General features: G+C 52.6%; 9 protein-coding genes. 1 reads left to right on the forward strand and 8 read right to left on the reverse strand.

The genetic code is table 11. The annotated features are described in order from the left end of the window. Positions 1–51: 51 nt before the first annotated feature. Positions 52–3,411 carry a VCBS repeat-containing protein gene (locus tag CRP01_RS01605; protein WP_099148225.1) on the reverse strand — a complete coding sequence of 1,120 codons (3,360 nt, stop codon included), beginning with the start codon at positions 3,409–3,411 and terminating at the stop codon, positions 52–54. Between the two features lie 212 nt (positions 3,412–3,623). Between CRP01_RS01605 and CRP01_RS01610 the strand changes: the two genes are divergently transcribed. Continuing rightward, complete coding sequence (locus CRP01_RS01610; protein WP_099148226.1) at positions 3,624–5,672, forward strand: T9SS type A sorting domain-containing protein; 2,049 nt, start codon at positions 3,624–3,626, stop codon at positions 5,670–5,672. Positions 5,673–5,771: 99 nt separating this feature from the next. On the opposite strand, the gene CRP01_RS01615 is transcribed toward CRP01_RS01610, so the two are convergent. The 7 genes from CRP01_RS01615 to CRP01_RS01645 all read right to left on the reverse strand — a co-directional run bounded on the left by CRP01_RS01615 (position 5,772) and on the right by CRP01_RS01645 (position 19,183). Next, positions 5,772–6,776 (reverse strand): NAD(P)-dependent alcohol dehydrogenase, encoded by a 1,005-nt coding sequence (locus tag CRP01_RS01615; RefSeq protein ID WP_222845635.1) that lies wholly within the window; start codon positions 6,774–6,776, stop codon positions 5,772–5,774. Positions 6,777–6,922: 146 nt separating this feature from the next. Then, positions 6,923–9,277, reverse strand: a complete 2,355-nt coding sequence (locus tag CRP01_RS01620; RefSeq protein ID WP_099148227.1) for a helix-turn-helix domain-containing protein — start codon at positions 9,275–9,277, stop codon at positions 6,923–6,925. Positions 9,278–9,344: 67 nt separating this feature from the next. Continuing rightward, complete coding sequence (locus CRP01_RS01625; RefSeq protein ID WP_099148228.1) at positions 9,345–10,313, reverse strand: NAD(P)-dependent alcohol dehydrogenase; 969 nt, start codon at positions 10,311–10,313, stop codon at positions 9,345–9,347. 345 nt (positions 10,314–10,658) lie between these two features. Then, the gene (locus CRP01_RS01630) at positions 10,659–12,320 is read right to left on the reverse strand and encodes a sulfatase family protein (RefSeq protein WP_099148229.1); all 1,662 of its coding nucleotides are present in this window, start codon (positions 12,318–12,320) and stop codon (positions 10,659–10,661) included. A 396-nt stretch (positions 12,321–12,716) separates the two neighbouring features. Further along, complete coding sequence (locus tag CRP01_RS01635) at positions 12,717–14,018, reverse strand: acetylxylan esterase (protein ID WP_099148230.1); 1,302 nt, start codon at positions 14,016–14,018, stop codon at positions 12,717–12,719. A 284-nt stretch (positions 14,019–14,302) separates the two neighbouring features. After that, entirely contained in the window at positions 14,303–15,874 is a 1,572-nt protein-coding gene (locus tag CRP01_RS01640) for a RagB/SusD family nutrient uptake outer membrane protein (RefSeq protein ID WP_099148231.1), read from the reverse strand. A gap of 51 nt (positions 15,875–15,925) precedes the next feature. Beyond that, positions 15,926–19,183 carry a SusC/RagA family TonB-linked outer membrane protein gene (locus tag CRP01_RS01645; RefSeq protein ID WP_099148232.1) on the reverse strand — a complete coding sequence of 1,086 codons (3,258 nt, stop codon included), beginning with the start codon at positions 19,181–19,183 and terminating at the stop codon, positions 15,926–15,928. Positions 19,184–19,335 lie beyond the last annotated feature (152 nt).

Genomic DNA, 19,335 nt, shown 5'->3' on the forward strand with positions numbered 1-19,335 from the left:
CAGATAAGCCATTCATTTCAGGTGGACGTAATACCAAGCCGCCTAAATAAATCAATGGTGATCATTATAGGAATATTGGGGAGCGGCCGTTTTCGATACTCCGAAAGTATAGGCCTGCAGCGGGCTCCCGTAACTGGAGACCAGAAACAGGCGATCCCCATTGGCCAGGGTGAGCGATTTCAGGCCCCGAACATCGCCGTCCATTTGCAGACTCGCCCCCAGGGCAGACACCGGCTCAAACTGAAAAGCGTTCCGTTGCAGCAGCAGGTCGCCGTAGGAAGCGTCGTACCAGCCAATCTGATTGGTTTCCGACGCATGAAAATTGCCGGCCGTAAGCAGGTCAATGGTACCGTTGTCGTCCAGGTCGATCAGTGCACTCCCCATTACCGGGGATAACTGACTGGAAGCGGGTAATACGTGGGTTACAAATTGACCGTTCCCCAGATTTTCCAGCACCACGGAGGCGAATCCATAGCAGGTTTTGACCAGCGCCCCTTCGAGGTCTTCTTCCGAAAAGGTATATTCCATGCCGGCGGAAGCGTATTTATCGTAATCGGGAAAGCGTCGCTTCATACCCGGTATCTGATCGATAAGCAGATCGCGCTCGTGAATGAGGTGTTCCCGGCCCTGCACATAGCAGGATAAAAGCGGATCGATCGCACCGTTTTCGTCAAAATCTTTAGCGTACAAGCGCACCGGTTCTGCTTTGCTGGCCCGTAGTTTACTGTTCAATCCGATATTTCCAAGCAGGAAATCCGTATCTCCATCCTGATCAAGGTCGGCCGCATTGAGGTGCATCCACCAGCCATTGGTCTGATTGGCGGCCTGATCGATGGTGAGCGCCATGGGTGCCAACTGCCCCTTATCATTGCCAAATACCGTAAGGGGCATCCACTCGCCAACCAGCACCAGTTCTTCCAGCTGGTCGCCGCCGATGTCTGTCCAGCGGGCATCCGTCACCATTCCCGGTTCCCGCAGGGCATCCGGCGTGACATCCCGGAAAGTACCGCTCTCGTTCCGAAGCAAATAACTGCGGGAGGCATACGGATACCGTCCCGGCTGGATACGGCCACCTACGAACAGATCAAGATCGCCGTCGCCGTCCACATCCGAAGCGCGCACACAGGAGCCCGAAGCGCTGATCTCGGGCAGGCGGTCCGGAGCGGGCTGGAATTGCCCCATACCATCATTCAGGTACAAGCGATCCTGGTAAGCCGCCATGTTCTGTACTTCAAAGGTGCCGCCGCTCACCACGTAAAGGTCCTGATCGCCATCGCGATCTACATCCAGGAACAGAGCATCTACGTCCTGATACATACTGTCCAGTGGAAAGTCCCGGGCGATAAACTTCCCCGCTGCGGATTGCAGGTAAAAACGTCCTTTCTGATTGCGGTTGCCTCCCACAAAGAAGTCTTCGAGTCCGTCGCCGTTGATATCGGCCGTGGCGAGGGCCGGACCGGCTTTTGACAGATCGTGGGGTAAGGTCCGGGTCGTTTTCAGATCGGTATGAAAGTTGTCTTTGTGGCGATAATCAATGCCCAGAGCAGCGGTTACCGGTCGAAATGCAGGTCCGGACGGTGCCGGCTGCTCCCGCAGAAAGGGTCGAGAGGGCGCGTCTTCGTAGGCGATACTGATCCGCTGATCGGCTCCGACATTCGATGTCGTGTTTTTCACCCCATTGGACCAATGCACCACGATGCTGTCCACCTGGGTATTCGTACCCAGGCCAAAATGCAGGATGTTAGTAACCGTGGATTTAAAACCCCGGTAGGGCGAGTATTCCTGGTATTGTTTCCGGTCACCGGTATAGACCAGAACCTTGGCGTTCTGTGCATTCAGATCGGGCCGGTCTTCGGTCAGCTCGATCTGCAGGTAGTGATTCCCTTCCGCTTTGACGGAGCGGTTCTCGATAATAAAAGCCGGTGCATCGATATTGTTGGTGACCAGTTCAAGGTCGCCGTCATTATCCAGGTCCACGTAGGCTGCTCCGTTGGAAAAGGAAGCTCTTTCCAGTCCCCAATCGGCGGTGGCATTTTCGAAAGCCAGTCCGCCGCGATTATGAAAAAGATAATTGGAAACGCGCACTTCGGCGATATTCTCCAGATCGCTGACGGCTTTTTGTTTTTTTGCTTCTACCGAGCCGAACATCTGGTTGTAACTGCTGTAATTGATGAAATCGAGATTGGTCACGTCCTTGCGGTAACCGTTGGTGATGTAGGCATCTTTCCAGCCATCATTATCGAAATCGGCGTAGAGTACCGACCAGCTCCAGTCCGTTGCCGCCATGCCCAGCAGATTACCGATCTCACTGAAACGCGCTTCCCCTTCGGGCGTAAATCCCTGATGGAGCTGCACCGTATTGCGCATGTATTGATCCTGGTAGCCCAGATCGCGCTTCATCTGAAATTTGTCATAATTCACCTTGGGGATCATCATTTTCTGGCGGTAATTATCCTCCGGCAACATGTCCAGTACCGTTATATCGGGCAGGCCGTCGTTGTTGAAATCGGCAATATCCACCCCCATACCGTTGTGGGTCTGGTGCTTGAGATAACGACCCGCTGCATTGCTGAAGGTGCCGTCCCGCTGATTGATCCAGATCAGGTCATTGGACAGGAAATCGTTGGCGCAGTAGATATCCGGATAGCCGTCAAAATTCAGGTCGGTCACATTCACGCCCAAGCCGTAACCTTCAATCAGGATCCCCGCTTCCTGGGAAACATTGGTAAAGGTCCCATCTCCATTATTGCGATAAAGGCGGTCCGTACTATTGGATTCCCCGGCCGTACGGCGGGGTTCCAGATTGTTGCGATTGTATTTTTCCAAAGCGTTGGTCAACAGGTACAGATCCAGGTCGCCGTCCAGGTCGTAATCCAGAAAGGCAGCCTGCGTGCTGTAGCCGGCATCGTTAAGGCCGTAAGCGACGGCGGCTTCCCGAAACTGCGGAACACCGTCCTGTCCCGGACCTTCGTTTATAAATAGAAGGTTTTCCATAGCCGCTTCCGCTACCTCGTAGCCGGCTACAGAAACGTAAATGTCGAGCCGGCCGTCATCGTTTACATCGGCCATGGCCACCCCGGTACACCAGCGGTCCGTACCCACTCCGGCGGGCAGGGTGATATCCTCAAACTGCAGATTACCCTTATTCAGGAACAGCTTGCTGCTGACCTGGTTACCGGTGAAGTACAGGTCCATCAGCCCGTCGTTATTGACGTCTCCGGCCGCTACCCCGCCACCGTTGTAGATGTACTCAAAATTGAGGGCATTGAAGGTCTCGGTAGTGGTGATATCATTGGAAAAGGTAATGCCCGTTTTTTCGGCGGGCAAAAATTCAAATACGGCAGGTTGGTGGGTACATCCAGCCGCAGCGAGAAGCAGCAGACTGAGTACCGTGTTAAGCTTTGGTCCCATAAACTTTTGATTTCCAGCCGAATTACTGCGCGTAGCCCGACCATCATTCCATCTAATTTAGGATGCTTCGTCCGGGGATGCATCCTGCCCTATGCTGCATTGTGTTAAGGGGCGGACCGTCCTATGGTGTCCGGTTGAAAATGCATTAAAATCAAGCTTTATTTGTTGGATATGCCCGGTATTTTTCAAGCTTAACGTTAAAACCTATTATCATGAAAATCCTCCAAATCGCCTGTCTGCTGCTCTTTTTCCAAATTGCTTATCTACAGGCGCAATCAACGATCACGGTCTCCCTCGATGATCAGCAACAGATCATTGACGGTTTCGGAGCTCACCAGGGCGACGATGCGGTCAACCAAAGCTGGTGGCTCGATCTCTATTACGATGATCTCGGCGCCTCGATCTACCGGGTGGATCTCACGCCGCAACTGGTATCGCCCTATTCCGACATTCGGGTATATTCCCCCTGGTTTATGGGCAGCACGGTAAACAGTGTTTTCAATTTTGAAGATCCGGACAATCCGGGCGGACCGGAAGGCAACCGGGTGCGCACCTATACCGGACCGGAAGACTATTCGCGCGAATTCGGAGGAGAGAACGCCCCGATCGCCGTCATGGGCCCGGATATCGACGCCAACGTCAACTACTTCACCTACCGGGAAAACCAGGCGATCACCACCGGACTGGCCAAAAAAGAAGAGCTGGGTGATTTTAAACTCATCGGATCCATGTGGTCTCCCCTACCCTGGGTCAAAGTTGCATCGGGCAATAGCTGGAATCAGAGCTGGTGGCCCGGTCCTGCCCAGGGTACGCCCTGGCCGTTTATCTGGGGCGGCAACTACGCCGGCGGCCGTCTGGATGTATCGAATACGCCGTTGGAAGTGTTCAATGACGGCACCGGTCCGACCAGTTCGCTTGAGCAGTTTGCCCGCAGTACAGCGGCCTACATCCGTGGCTTTCAGAACTTTTACGGGGCGCGCTTCTACGCGATCAGCATCCAGAATGAGCTGAATTTCGAGCAATATTACAACAGCGCCACCTATCCGCTTTCGTCCCAGTACATCGCTGCGATCAAGGCGGTACGCGCCGAATTTGACCAATACGAAGACCTGCGGGATATCCGCATCATGGGCCCCGAAGACCTGCTGGGCGGTGATGCCTACGGGATGTGGCAATACGGTGGCGGGGATGATCCCACCCACAAAAACCTGCAGTACCTCCAGAACCTGGCGGCGGATCCGGAAGCGCTGGAGGTCGTCGATTTCTTTTGCATTCACGGTTACGACGGCTCCGGCGTCAGTTCTTCCGGCGCGGCCTCCAAACTATGGGACTGGTGGGCGAAGGGTTGGTCCGAAAGCCCCGCCGCCGGCATTCCGGCGGATGTTGCCGGCTTCACGGCCTACGATAAAAAGAGCTGGATGACCGAAACGTCCGGCGAGAACTACCAGTGGTTGTTCCCCACTACCGGTTATCCCAGCAACGGGGGCTGGGGCACCGCCTTGCGCATTCATCAGGCGCTGACCGTCGGGCGGGAAAGCGCCTGGGTGTACTGGACCTTCTCCGGTGCGGGCGACAACGGTCAGGCTACCGATTTCACCCTGACCTCCCAGGGTACCCAGGCCACTTCTCCCAAGTACGTCGGGGCCAAACATTTTTTCCGCCACATTCGTCCCGGTTCGTACCGGGTGAGTACAAATGCCGAAACCGAAGAAGAAGTACTGAGCAGTGCCTATATCCACGAAACAGACGGTACGGTGACCGTGGTGCTGATCAATACTAACAGCGGCTCCCAGGAGCGGACGATCAGTATTCCGGGACTGGAAAACGGAACGATCACCTTTGACCGCTTTACCTCGAGTGACGGGCAATACTGGCAAGAGACCACCACCGATTTTACCGACGGTAACGCGACCATCAGTCTGCCCGGTTACAGTGTGGTCACGCTGTTCGGTAAGAACGCCCTCGCCACGGGTCTTTTCAACCCGCGACCGGACGGGCCGGCACCCTTCCGGCTTTTCCAGAATACCCCGAATCCCTTTTCGGAGCAATCCCGGATCACATTTGAACTGGACCGTGCGGCCTACGTGGAATTACAATTGCAGGACGTGGAAGGGAAAGTGGTCCGCACGCTGTTGTCCGAACGTAAATCGGCCGGGAAGCACGAAGTAGAGATCAACGGCCGGTCATTAGCCAGCGGATTGTATTTCTGTACCCTCCGGGCCGGCGGGCATATCCGGAGTCAAAAAATAATGGTGAAATAGGTCTAACCTGCCGGGAACCATTTCTAAGGGGCTTAAACCCGTCATGCCGGGAAAGACTCCGGGGAAATGGTTCCCGGAATTCCGGGCGTGGGACGAAGCTCAGCCGGCCATTTTCGGCGCGAGCATCAGTACCACGTTTCCGCGCTTGTGACCGGTATCGACGTAGCGGTGGGCTTCGGGCGCATCGGCCAGGGTGTAGCGCTTGTCTACTACGGATCTTAAATGGCCTGCCTCAAATATTTGCAGCAACTCAGCGATGAGCGGCTTCAACTCATCGGCGGATAAAAGACCGGTTGCGGAAAATTTGGCCTTTTTACCGTCCCCTCTGGAAGTTAATAGCATATCGATGAAGAGCCGAAATCCCATCACCGGAGAGATGTAACTACCGGTCGGCGCCAGTACGCCTTTGGTTTCGGAAAAAGTGCGGTTACCGATCGTATCGTAGATCACATCGTAAGTCCGGCCGGCTTGAGTAAAGTCCGTAGTGGTGTAATCGATGAAATGATCCGCGCCGAGCGAACGGACCAGTTCGGCATTTCTGCCACTGGCTACACCGGTCACGACGGCGCCGTAGTGTTTGGCGATCTGTACCGCAGCGGTTCCCAGGCTACCCGAAGCGCCGTTGATCAGCACTTTTTGTCCGGGCTGTAGTTTCGCCAGATTTTTCAGGAAATTGATGGAAGTCAGTGGTCCGTCGGTGATCGTGGCGGCTTCTTCAAAAGGAATGCCGGCCGGTTTTTTCAGTACGACCGCATCTTCCGCCAGACTGATGTATTCGGCATTGGCACCAAACTGGACGCCGGTTTCTCCGAATACTTCATCACCGATCGCAAAATGGGTGACTCCAGTTCCCGTGGCTACCACCTTGCCGGCAAAACCCGTACCGGTAACCGGATTTTTAGGTTTGAAAAATCCAAGGAAAAAACGACTGATGAAGGGGTCGGCACGACGCATCATCGTATCCGCTTTGGTAACCGTAGAGGCAATTACCCGGATCAGGATCTCATTTTCTTTGGGAGTGGGCACCGCGACTTCCTGCAACTGCAGATTGCTGGGTGAACCGTATTTGGTGAGGACGATCGCTTGCATTTTTGCCGTATTCATAATTTGTGTGCTTTGTAGTTGATTAAAAGGTTTTCTGCAATTCTGATACTACAAAGCTATGGGCATACGGTACGGCAATCGTTCGGATTTAAAATTCCGAACGAATTGCGAACGTTCGGTTTGTCACTTACCCATTATCCAAAGTACTACGCTCCTTCCTGCTGTTGCTTTACCACTTCCTTCCAGTAGGCCCGCGGAGTCTTCCCCATCGACTTTTTGAAAAAGGTATTGAAGACGGTTTTGGAGTTAAATCCACATTCGTAGGCAAGGCCCAGGAGGGTGAGATGCTGAAAAGCGGGATCGGCCACTTTGGTCTTGAAGGCTTCCAGCCGATAGGAATTGATATATTCGGAAAAATTCTGGTCGAAGCCCTCGTTGAGCAACTGGGACATGTGGTTGGGCGGCAGGTCCAGTAATTCAGCCAGGCTACGCAAACTGAGATTGGGATCTAGATAAGGCTGTTTTTCCGCCATCAAAGCTTCCAGTTTCCGGGAGTACTGCTCCATTTCTTCCCGGCTGAAGAGCATTTTTTTATACTTCCGGTCGGGTAGATCAAAACTGGTCGCTTCGCCCAGCACCTGCTTCATCAATTGCTGGAAACGCGGATCCGGCCACAGGGGTTTGAGCATGGGATCGGCGTAGAGGTAAACGATCAGGGGCAGGTGATAATTGACCGCCTGCTCCAGAAGGTTGAGCACCACATCGTGATTGCCCTGCACGGCCCGGCAAAAGATGAGGATATTCATCGCCCTTTCGAGCAGGCTCGTACTCAAAGCCGCTTCCAGTCGTTTGATGCCACTACTGACTTCAGCTTCATTGCCGAGAGCTGCGTGGGCGATAGTCATTCCGCCCAGTTTGAGCAGATCGTCTCCATTATCTTCGGGTAGCTTTCGGTAGAATTCCAGACAGTCCTTTTTTCGGTCCAGGCCGATCAGCGCACATCCCCAATACAGCATGGAAACCTGGAAGCCGGGATTCAGGGCCAGGCCTTTCTCAAAGCAAGTGATGGCCGTTTCAAACTGCTCTTCGCAATAATGGATAAAACCTTTCAGGTGAAAATTGATCTCCGAGAAGGGATCCATCTGCATTGCGATATCGATATAATGGTGGGCCGCAGCAAATTTCTTTTCGGCCACCAGGATGGACGCCATCGACTGGTAATAATCGACGATGGGCCGGATCTCCTGTACTTTATTGAGATGTAGGTAGGTAGCTTCCAGATCCCAGTCCTGCAGGAAACTGATCCAGGCCAGGTTCAACTGGCATTCGGGCAGGTCGGGTTCCAGTTCAATCGCTTTTTCCAGATGAGGTTTTCCCTTGGCGAATCCTTCTTCCGCGGGTATCAGTCCGATGGATCCCAGCATAGTATAGCCCTGGTGCATGCCCAGATGGGCCAGAGCAAAATCCGGTTGTTCCTCCAGAATTTCCTCCATGATCGCCAGTCCTTCGTCCAGATCCGCTTTGGTCATTTTCAGCAGATGATAATGGCCTTTCAGGTAGCGTTTGTAGCCGTCCACCGAAACTTTGGGAGCCTCCACGAGATGATCCTCGATATCCAGGTGACCGATCTGTTCCCGCAGCTTATCCGCGATCAACAAACTGATCTCATCCTGCACGGCAAAAATATCGTCCAGGGAGCGATCAAAAGTTTCGGACCAGAAGTGGTAATCTTCCGCCACGTCGATCAACTGGGCGGTGATACGCATGCGATTGCCGGCCAGGCGAATACTACCCTCGAGCACCGTGGAAACATTGAGTTCCCGACCAATCTCGGGGATGGGAATATTCTTTCCCTTAAAGAAAAAGGACGACGTCCGGGACGTAACCTTCAGATTTTTGATCTTGGTCAGCGCATTGATGATCTCCTCGGTCATGCCATCGCTGAAATATTCATTTTCCTCCCGGGCGCTCATATTCACGAACGGCAGTACCGCAATGGATTTACTCGGCTGCTTCTGCTTTCCTTTGAGCGCCGACCGCTCCGGTACGATGATGCCGCGGTTCGAAACGGCAAACACTTCCAGAGGATTGTCCACATTTTTAAATTCGAAATGACCGAGGGATACCGTGCTGATGTGTGGATGATTCTTCAGTTCGTGGTCCAGGTTACCTGAAATCAGAATGGCACCGGCCACACCCATGCTCTCGATGCGGGAAGCTACATTAACGCTGTCTCCGTAAATTTCCGTGCCGTCGTAAACGATATCGCCTACATGCAGGCCGACCCGTAAAGGAACGGCCGGTTCGGCGCTCAGGGCTTTCTGAATAGCGATCGCGCAGGAAACCGCTTCGACACCGCTTTGAAAAATGCTCAGCGAACCATCCCCGAAATACTGTAAGATCTCTCCGTTATAGGTCCGGTGTTGTTGTTCAAATACATCACGGTGGCGGACGCGCAGCGCCGTTGCCCGGGCCTCATCCTGTTGCATAATAGCGGTATAGCCCACTATATCCGTAAACATAATGGCGGCGAGACGTCGGGTTTTCTGTTCAGCAGGCATGGATAGTGCTTTGGAAAATTTGCCTAAAACTAATAAAAAGGTAAAGATCTGTCCCTTTCCGGGAGTATCACATTTTAATGATGATCTTTCCGTGGTGTTCGGCCCCGGCAAACCGTTGCAGGGCCATCGGAACTTCACTTAGCGGATAAACGCGGTCGATCAAGGGTTTCAGTTTGCCGGTTTCGTAGAGTTCGCGGATCTCCGCCAGATTTTTGTTAGGTTGAAGACTTAGTACTTCGAGGCGTTTCTTCAGGAACTGGGCGAACCACGGTCCCAGCAGCGTAATCTGCAGGATACGGCTCATAGCACCTCCCACAGTGATGTAGCGACCGTTGGGTTTCAACGCCCGGGCGTAGTGGGCAATGGATCGATTGGATTTTACGTCCAGGATAAGGTCGTAGGTATTCAGATCGGTTGTAAAGTCTTTCTGCCGGTAATCGATGACCTCATCGAAGCCCATTTCCCGGAGCATATCGAGTTTTCCGGCGCTATCCACACCGGTGACATGAACATCGTAAAGCCGCGCCATCTGGATGCCCTGGGTGCCGACCCCACCGCCGGCTCCATTGATGAGGATCTTCTGTCCGGACTTTAAGCCCCCCTTTTCCATTAGACCCTGCCAGGCAAGCATACCGGCGTGGGGAAGTGCAGCCGCATCCTCAAAACTCATTCCTTCCGGCATATTGATCAGAGCCTTTTCATCCGCACAGACGTATTCGGCAAAGGCCCCAAAACCACTTTCCGACAGATCACCGAAAACGGCGTCTCCAACTTCGAAGCGTTTCACGTTTTCACCAACCGCTTCCACCACGCCGGCTACGTCGACTCCCGGAATCGGTACCTGGGGCTTGCGTAAACCTCCCGTTACTACCCGGATGATGTAGGGTTTGCCCGTTACCAGTCCGAGATCCCAGTCGTTCATGGAGGCCGCAGCCACTTTAATTAAAACTTCACCTGCTTTGGGCTGGGGAACGGGTACTTCCTGAAATTCCAGTACATCCGGAGAGCCGTACTGCGTATACGTGATGGCTTTCATTTTTTTCCCTAAATCTGGGGAATCCGGTGCGGTCCGACAGGTATTTTCGACGAGTTACTTTTTTTCATGTATGGATAGCTCGCTCTTCGGTTAGGCTCTGCTCCCTGGCATTAGTCATGCGAATCAGGAGTTAAAAGTCCCGTAGGGACGAGATATAGGTAGACCGTCCAATCATTCGGGAGGTTCAGCGTGCCGTAGGTACGCAATATGGTTTGACATGGCGTACCTACGGCACGCTAAGCCGGGAAATAATCATTTTGCTACCTACATTTTGTGCCTAAAGGCACTTTAATTCCAAGTTTAATTCCTGATTGGCAATAGCCCTTCCACTGCCATCCAGGCTTTTTATTCGCGGAATACCCGATAGGGAAAATCTCGTAACGATTGGTCCGCTCCGATGTCGCGGGGTTCACAAAACCAGACCAGTTTGCCCAGCAGGCTTAATCCTTCCGGGCAATGATCGGCATCCGGATGGGTACGCATAAAGGTGTCCAGCATCCACTGTTGCATTTTTTCCAATAACTCCGCGTAATCCGGATCTTTGGCCAGGTTTTTGGTTTCCCGCGGATCGTCCGACAGGTGATAAAGCCGTTGATCAATCCCCGAAGGACCATATCCGGTCTGGTAGCCGATGCCCAGGTCCCGGCGTCCGGTGGTGAACATATACTTCCACTGGTCGGTACAGATCATGGCCATATTGTCTTCCAGGTATTCGGAAAAGGTATAGGGTCGGTGCCGATCCCGCTCCTGATCGATCACCGGTATCAGGCTTTTCCCCTGGACTTCCGCAATCGGGTCTTGCGCGATGAGTTCCAGTAAGGTCGGCACGACATCGATGTATTCCACGAGCGCATCTTCGCGTTCTCCGGCCCGGAAGTTTTTTCCGAGGCGCAGGATCATCGGCTGGTGAACCGCTTCCTCCCACATGGTGTGCTTTTCGAACCGCTTGTGATCGTTCAGCAAATAGCCGTTGTCACTGATGTAAAGGACTACGGTATTGGTGTCTAGTTGGAGTTCTTCCAGCCCCTTCAGCACCAAACCGACGTTTTTGTCCATATATTCAGTGGAGTTGTAGTAAGATGCGATGATGCCCCGTCGTTCTGCCTCCGAAAGATCTCGAAATTTTTCCGGCACCCAACGATCATCTTCCGGGCTACCGATTGGCATGAACATCCGTTCGGGCCGATATTTCCCGGCGTATTCGATCGGAAAGTAATACGGATGATGGGGTTCCTTGAAGGCCAGCCAGACAAAGAAGGGCTTTTCGCCCTGGTTTTTCATAAACTCCACGGCCTGTTGCGCATAGAAAGTGCCCTCACTCTGTTCATCGTATACCGGATGCGGCAATCCGCGCCAGTTCATCCATTCCGCTACATTGTCCCGCGTGCCTTGGCGATTGTAATATTCCACATCCGGCAGCGGCAGGGAATCCTGCCGGGCCAGCCACTGGCGGTATTCTTCGGCCTGTACCAGGGTATCGAAGCCATGATCAGGTAATCCGTTTTCGTAGAGCTCCTGCCAGATCCAGTTATTGAAATGAGATTTTCCAAACAAGGCCGTAGAAAAAGACTGCTCCTGCAGATGTTCTGCAATGGTTACATTTCCATCGTCCGGGAAGGGTGTAAACAAAAGATTGACGCCGGTGGCGTGTGGATATTTTCCAGTCAGCAAGGAAGCCCGGGAAGCTGAACAGATCGGAGCGTTGCAATACGCTCTGTCGAAAGTAATCCCCTGCTCCGACAGTTTATCAATATTTGGCGTGCGGATAATGTCATTGCCGTAGGCTCCGGTTACCTTCATCATGTGGTCATCGGCCAGAATTACGACTACATTTTTCAGATTGAGGGTATCGCGGGGATTTTGGCCGACGGCCGGTCGGGTCTGAAGCGTTAGAAATAACAGACTCGTACTGAGAACGGCGAAAAAGTTGCGCATGGCTTGAAAAGTTGGGAGGTGAAGGCGGGTGACGGTAAATTCCCGCCCCCGCAAAGTGCTTCTAAAACTCATTTATACTTTTTGAAGTTCTTTAGGGGGTAACGGAAATTGGGATATCAGGCAGACTTTCTAAGTTTTTGAAACTTAGAAAGTCTTAACCATTTGATATTTAGAACTTTATCAGCCACTCCTAATCCCTCAATTATTAAACAACCAAAGCATTGGCATCCTGGTCATCGGCCAAAATGACCACCACGTCCTTGATTATTTGAATCGAGACAGGCTTTCTAAGTTTTTGAAACTTAGAAAGCCTTAACCAATTGATATTTAGCGCTTTATCAGTCGCTCCTAATACCTCAATTATTAAACGACCAAGGCATTGGCATCCTGGTCAGCGGCCAGAGATAGACTTTCTAAGTTTTTGAAACTTAGAAAGTCTTAAACATTTGATATTCAGATTTTTACCAACTACTTCTTACCACGCAACTTACCATACAACCAGGCATTTGCATCCTGGTGTTGTTCGGGAAATGCCCAGTGCGCCGTTTCAGCAAAAACGTGCAGTTCTTTCGGCGATTGGATGGAATTGTAAGCGGCATACATGGAGGTCGGTGGGCAAACATTGTCATTATACCCCCAGGAATACCAGCCCGGAACGGTCAGTTGTTTGGCAAAATTGACCACGTCGTAATAAGGTGCCACCTTTTTCCAGTTGGGGTGCTCCGCCAGATCGACGTTTTTGAACATATGCGGCCACCCTCCGGCGCGACCTTCCAGATAACCAGTTACATCGCACAGAGCCGGGTAGAATGCCGCCAGGTATTTCACTCGTTTATCCAAACCGGCCGTCACAATGGAAAGCGCGCCGCCCTGGCTACCGCCGGTTACCGCCAGATTCTCCCCGTCGAATTCGGGCATACTGAAAATAAAATCGATCGCACGGACGCAGCCCAGGTAAACCCGTTTGTAGTAGTACTGGTCGAGATCATCCAGCTTATTGATCTGGTAACCGGCCAGCGCGGCGCGGCCCAACTGGGTGTAGACGTCCGGATCGAGATTAACAGGTATACCGTGGATACCCACCTTGAGCACGATGAAACCTTCCTCCGCCCGATCATCCCGGTAGTAGGGACGCACGCCGGCACCGGGCACGCCCAGTATGGCGGGATATTTACCGGGCGCTTTCGGTACCGATAGCATAGCGTAGAAACGGCTGTTGCCCCGCCAGGGTACCAGGGTGACGTTTTGCAGGCTTACGTGGTAGACATCGACCTTCGGCGTGCAGTATTCCGGCATGAGCGTCAGTTGGGCGTCCATGGGTATCGCCGCCAGTTGTTTTTTGCCTTCCTCCCAGAATTCCACAAAATCATCGGGCATTTCCACCACGGGCCGGATCGTTTCCGGGGCGAATCCGGCCGTCCCCCAGCCTGAATAAGTGCGACCTTCCCATTCGGCGCGCACCGTACAGCGGAGGAAACCTCCTGTCGGCATGCTCCCACCCTCGATAGTACCTTCGCCGTCCTTCAGGGTCATGCTGCCTTCTTTAGTGGGGGGCATCTGTTCCGGCCCCAGTTCATAAGTGACCGAAATACCGGGGATCGGCTGACCGTTCTTCAGAACCTTGACTTTAAAATCGGCCCGTTGTTCCAGCTTGTAGGTCCAGTCCAGCCGGTCCGGGCTGACGATCACCTCCACCAGTTTTTTGTTGGGCTGGGCCAGCAACAGCGTTGCCGGTATCCAAAATAGTAGCAGACAAAAAGTCCTGATCATTCTCAAACTCTTGTTTTTCATATTGTTATTGCCTAATTAAAGTTAATACGGATTCAACTTACAGAAGACGAGATTTCGGGTCGATTGGCGTAGTCGAATACCTAAAAGTTGGTTCTAAACCGGCATTTCAAAAAAAAGGCCACTCCGAATGAAGTGGCCCCATAGTGTTCAGTTTATGAACCTAAAAGCTTATAAACTTTAGTGAAATATGGATGAAAATTTCATTAGTTCGTAATCTACATGAATACATCCAGTTCTAGTTCCTGACATACTGCCCGGGCCGATCAATAGCCGGGATTGTTACTGGTAATGGCCGAATTGCGTTCCACTTCCGTCTGTGGGATTGGCAACAACAGGTGAGTCGGGTATTCGAACTGGAAGTTGGCCGAAAGATCCGTACTGAAGTGTTGATCACCACCGGTCCAGCCGTTGAGACTGACGTCTCCGGAAGCATCCCAGCGCTTGAGATCCCACCAGCGCACGTATTCCTCACCGCAGAGTTCGATCACGCGCTCGTCCATGATCCAGGAGAGGATCGTGGCGTCGCTGGTCTCGGCCACATCGCGGTCGGCGGGCAGACTGGCGTCCTCCACGATCGCATTGGCTTCGTTCCAGGCGCGCGCCCGGCTGCGTACTTCATTGATCAGAGCGATGGCTTCGGACTTACTGCCGCCGGAACGAAGGATCGCTTCGGCCGTCAGCAATTTCACATCCGCAAAGCGCAGTATTCTCGGATTATTGACGGATGCCGGCTTGTTGCTTTGAGATAACTGGTCGAGTTCCACCTTACCGTATTTGGTGAAGGAGCGGTCTTCTTCCGTAAAGTACGCGATCCGGGGATCGTCGCCATGTGCATTGAAGATCTTGTTGGTGACACGCCAGGTCGTACCGCCGAAATTGGTCTTGGCCGGATTGTTAGCTACCGTAAAGAAACCCCAGTAAGTGGACATCGTTTCCACCCCTCTCCAGGGGCCGTCATTGTAGAGCCAGACGTTGTCCTGACCCGGAGCGATGGAAGCCTGGAATTCAAACAAAGATTCTTCGTTGTTCTCCTGCAGGGCGTCGAAATTGTCGGTATAGGATGAAGTAAGCATTCTTCCGGTGATATTGTTGTAAGCCTGGATGGCAGCGGTGTAATCGGCTGCATTGCCGGTGTAATTCCCGCGGAAAACCAGCGCTTTCACCAACAGGCCGTAGGCAGAGGCTTTGAAGGCCCGGCCACGGTTGGTATCATCCCAGGAGTCCGGCAGGATGGGAGCCGCTTCCTGCAGGTCGGCAATGACCTGATCCAGGAGCTGCACGCCTTCCGAGCGTGGCGTATTGGTATTTTCGCTGGAAAGCCGTTCCGTGATCAATGGGGCCGTTCCGTACATATTATACAGTTTAAAATAAGTCATGGCCCGCAGGAACAGCGCTTCTCCCCGGTGGTAATCCAGGAAAGCCGGATCGTCAAAAGCCGTAGGATCCGCCTCCGTCGTTTTTTCAATGATCAGATTAACCCGTTGGATCAGTTCGTAGGATTTGTCAAAAAATTCCGTCACATAGCCGTTGGTGGGCGTGATACCGGAAAAGAGTTCGAAGGTAGCGAAGTTACCCGCCTCTTCCGTGATATCATCACCCGGCAGGTGCCAGAGCCGGTGCAGAATATTGCCCGATCCGCCGTGGTACCAGTACCAGTCGGTCATCTTGGCGTAACCGTTCAGCAGGGCCATTTCAAATTCGGCTTCGGTAGTGAAGTACGAATCTTCCGTTACCCCCAGGGGCGGCGTATCCAGTCGGGATACATCGCAGGCCATTATACCCAGCAATACGCCCAGGGTCATTAATAAGGATCTATTTTGAAGTATATTTTTCATGTTTTATTTTTTATGATCGTTATACAATGTTTGCTTTAGCCCGGGCTTCCGTTAGAAGCTGACATTGGCTCCCAGGAAGAAACTCCGGGGTAAAGGATAGCGATCATTTACCGGATCCACACCGGACCATTGCGTCAGGTAGATGTTGTTCTGCCCGCCGACATAGAGCCGGAAGCGGGAGAATACATTGGTGCGATCCAGCAGGCTTTGGGGAAGAGAATATCCCAATTGCCAGGTATTCAGGCGGAAAAAGGCAGCACTTTCCACAAAACGGGTGGAGAGGCGATTGTTTCCGGCCGGATCACCAACTACCGCACGTGGCATGGTGGTGGACGGATTACTGGGGGTCCAGCGATTCAGGACAGATACTGAGCGGTTGGTACCGGCTCCCGACAGGTTCTCCAGAACGAATTTCCAGGAGGCCACTTTGTCCACATCGCCTTCCCCGTAGAAATTCAGGCTCAGATCGAAGTTCTTCAGCTGGGCGTTGAAATTCAGTCCGTAGGTATATCCGGGGATGGTTTTACCGATCTCGGTCTGGTCGAAAGCGTTGATCACTCCGTCCGGCGTGACGGCGTAAAATGGTTCGGTTTCGGTTGGATTGCCGTACACATCCAGGAAGTACATATCACCGGGCGCCACGAAGGTCAGATCACCGATAGTCTCATCCGGGTTCTGGGCGAAATAGGCATCGATCTCTCCCTGGTTTTGGAAAACGCCGCCCAGTACATAGCCCCAGATATGGCCGATGGACCGACCTTCTTCCAGGCGGCCGAAGCCGCCACCCACGTCACTGTTGAAGGCAAAAGTTGTCAGCGGCTGATCGTTGTACAGTTCCAGTACTTCGTTCTTCAGGAAAGAAATGTTACCGGAGATGTTGTACGTCAGTTGACCAACGCGGTTGTTGTATCCCAACAACAGGTCGACACCGGTATTGCGAACGGAACCCACATTGAAGAACGGGTTATTCACCCCAACCGTCAGCGGAAGGTTTACTTCCTGCAGGATATCGTTGGTGGTCCGGTCGAAGACCTCTACGGTAGCGTTAAGCTTGTTGTTGAAGAACAAGGCATCAAAACCGATGTAGGTGGTCGTTACCGTTTCCCAGGTGATATCCCGGTTGGGCAGGTCGTTCAGGGCTACCGTTACATTATAGTTACCGTAGGCATCGCCGTTACCGGAACCCAGTCCGTAAGATCCCTGGTTGTTAACGCCAGACAGGTAGGCGTAGGCGCCGGCTACCGCTTCGTCATTACCGGCCTGTCCCCAGCCACCTCGGATCTTCAGATCGTCGATGAAATCCAGGCCCTGCATGAAGGGCTCACTGCTGATCCTCCAGGCACCGGATACGGAATAAAAGTTACCCCAGCGGTTTTCCTCGGGGAAACCGGCACTCGCATCCCGGCGGTAGGAAAGATCCAGGTAGTAGCGGGAGTCATAATTATAGCTCATACGGCCAACATAGCCGAACCAGAATTTCTGATCGCGACCGGAAAAGCCGGAAACCTGTGGCCGGTCGTTCGGAATAAACAGCCGATCGAAATCATTGGTAGTCAGGTTATCCGTACTCAGGTCTTCGTTGAAGCGCTTGTAATACTGATCCTGAATACCGGCTACCAGATTGAAATTGTGCAGGCCGAAAGACTTATTGTAAGTAGCCGTGAAATCAGCCTGATAGTTGATAAACTTATTCGTCCGGAAACCCAAACCACCGAAGGAGTTACCCGTACCGACCGTAGCGGGATCGGGCGAGTTGATCTCAAAGATCGACGCTTCGATGTTGCTAAAGTTCCTTCTCTGCTGGTATACGTAGTCTACGCTCAAACCACCGCGCAGCGAAAAGCCCGCAAAGGGTTTGATCTCCACGAATCCCTGACCGACACTACGCAACAGTTCGAAGCGGCTGTCGTCCAGTTGGGTGCTTCCCAGGTAGTTGTTGCGGGTACCCGTACCGTAAAGGCGGATCTGGTTCCAGCCGTTGCCCCCGAAATAGTTGTCGAACGGCAGGGCGTATCCGAGTGGACCGCGCGAATCGTAAAGCGGTTGCCACGGCGGTACCTCGGCAGCGCCGATCAGGTCAACCACACCCTGATTGAAAGAAGTCTGGTAAGCTGCCCGGTAGGTCAGACCTACGGACATAAAAGAACCGATATCGGCCGTCACGTTGGAGGTCAGGTTATAACGCTCCAAATCGTCTCCCCGGATGGCACTTTCCTGATCCACATAACCCAGAGACACAAAATAGTTTGCGGATTCGGAAGCGCCCGAAACCTTCACGTTGTAATTTTGAGTGAGGGCGTTTTGGTTGAGCATATCGTCCTGCCAGTTGTAGGTCTGACTGTTCCCCAGATAGTAAGGACTGCTGGGATCGTATTGCGGACTGAAGTTGCTCAACCGGGTAGCTTCATCGTCCTGAGCCTGGCCGTACAGATCTTCCTCCAGAGTGATATCCGGGTTGAGGCTGTTGGTGTAAACTTCCCGGCCAAATTCAACGAACTGATTCACGTTCAACAGATCATAAGTGGGAATATTCTGGAAACCGGTCTGCACGTTCAGTTCTACCGTAGGTTTACCCCTTTTACCTTTTTTGGTGGTGATCAGGATTACCCCGTTCGCCGCCCGGCTTCCGTAAATGGCAGCTGCTGAAGCATCCTTCAGTACGGAGATGGATTCAATATCATTCGGGTTGATGAGGGTCCAGAGGTTGATGTTACCGATCAGGTCCCGGTTGACGGCGGTAGGCGGGGAAATGATCTGGCCGTCAATTACATACAACGGTTGGGATTCCCCGTTAAAGGTACCGATACCGCGTACAAAAATACTGGGGCCGTCCGATGGGTCCCCACTGGTATTGACCACCCGTACCCCGGTCGTATTCCCCTGCAGGGCGAACTCCGGTGAGGCGTAGGGTATTTTTTCGATCTCTTCGGAACTAACCGTGGAGATGGAGCCCGTCAGGTCTTTTTTTCGTCGTTCCCCATAACCGATCACTACCACTTCATCCAGACTGGCGATATCTTCTTCCAGCCTTATATTCATGATGTTGCTGACTCCCACAGGTACTTCTTTCGCCAGGTAACCCGTGTAGCTGACGATCAGTTTCTCCGTACCCTGCGGTACATCCAGCCGGAAATTGCCTTCCGCATCTGTGGCCGTTCCCGTGGTGGTCCCCCCCACCATAATAGTCGCCCCGATAAGTGGCAGGCCTTCCGAATCGGTAATCGATCCGGTGATGGTCCTGTCCTGGGCAAAAGCCCATTGCACACTGGCTAACAAGAATAGGATTAATAGTTGTTTTTTCTTTTTCATAAAATGGAGTGTTATTAATTTTGACAGCAGGTTTCAGAATTATATTTTATTCTTCGAAAGAATAGTCCTTCTTAATTTTAAAATTAGAAGCATACAGCATCAAATGTATCCTGTACTGTGCTGGTGAAATCAGGGGTCTTAAGCAGTGAAAA

It is taken from the genome of Flavilitoribacter nigricans DSM 23189 = NBRC 102662 (genome assembly GCF_002646595.1).
GTDB lineage: Bacteria > Bacteroidota > Bacteroidia > Chitinophagales > Saprospiraceae > Flavilitoribacter > Flavilitoribacter nigricans.

Excerpts from the sequence above, each read along its gene's own strand:
- CRP01_RS01605 (WP_099148225.1), bottom strand. The coding sequence starts at position 3,411 with ATGGGACCAAAGCTTAACACGGTACTCAGTCTGCTGCTTCTCGCTGCG.
- CRP01_RS01610 (WP_099148226.1), top strand. The coding sequence starts at position 3,624 with ATGAAAATCCTCCAAATCGCCTGTCTGCTGCTCTTTTTCCAAATTGCT.
- CRP01_RS01615 (WP_222845635.1), bottom strand. The coding sequence starts at position 6,776 with ATGAATACGGCAAAAATGCAAGCGATCGTCCTCACCAAATACGGTTCA.
- CRP01_RS01620 (WP_099148227.1), bottom strand. The coding sequence starts at position 9,277 with ATGCCTGCTGAACAGAAAACCCGACGTCTCGCCGCCATTATGTTTACG.
- CRP01_RS01625 (WP_099148228.1), bottom strand. The coding sequence starts at position 10,313 with ATGAAAGCCATCACGTATACGCAGTACGGCTCTCCGGATGTACTGGAA.
- CRP01_RS01630 (WP_099148229.1), bottom strand. The coding sequence starts at position 12,320 with ATGAGTTTTAGAAGCACTTTGCGGGGGCGGGAATTTACCGTCACCCGC.
- CRP01_RS01635 (WP_099148230.1), bottom strand. The coding sequence starts at position 14,018 with ATGATCAGGACTTTTTGTCTGCTACTATTTTGGATACCGGCAACGCTG.
- CRP01_RS01640 (WP_099148231.1), bottom strand. The coding sequence starts at position 15,874 with ATGAAAAATATACTTCAAAATAGATCCTTATTAATGACCCTGGGCGTA.
- CRP01_RS01645 (WP_099148232.1), bottom strand. The coding sequence starts at position 19,183 with ATGAAAAAGAAAAAACAACTATTAATCCTATTCTTGTTAGCCAGTGTG.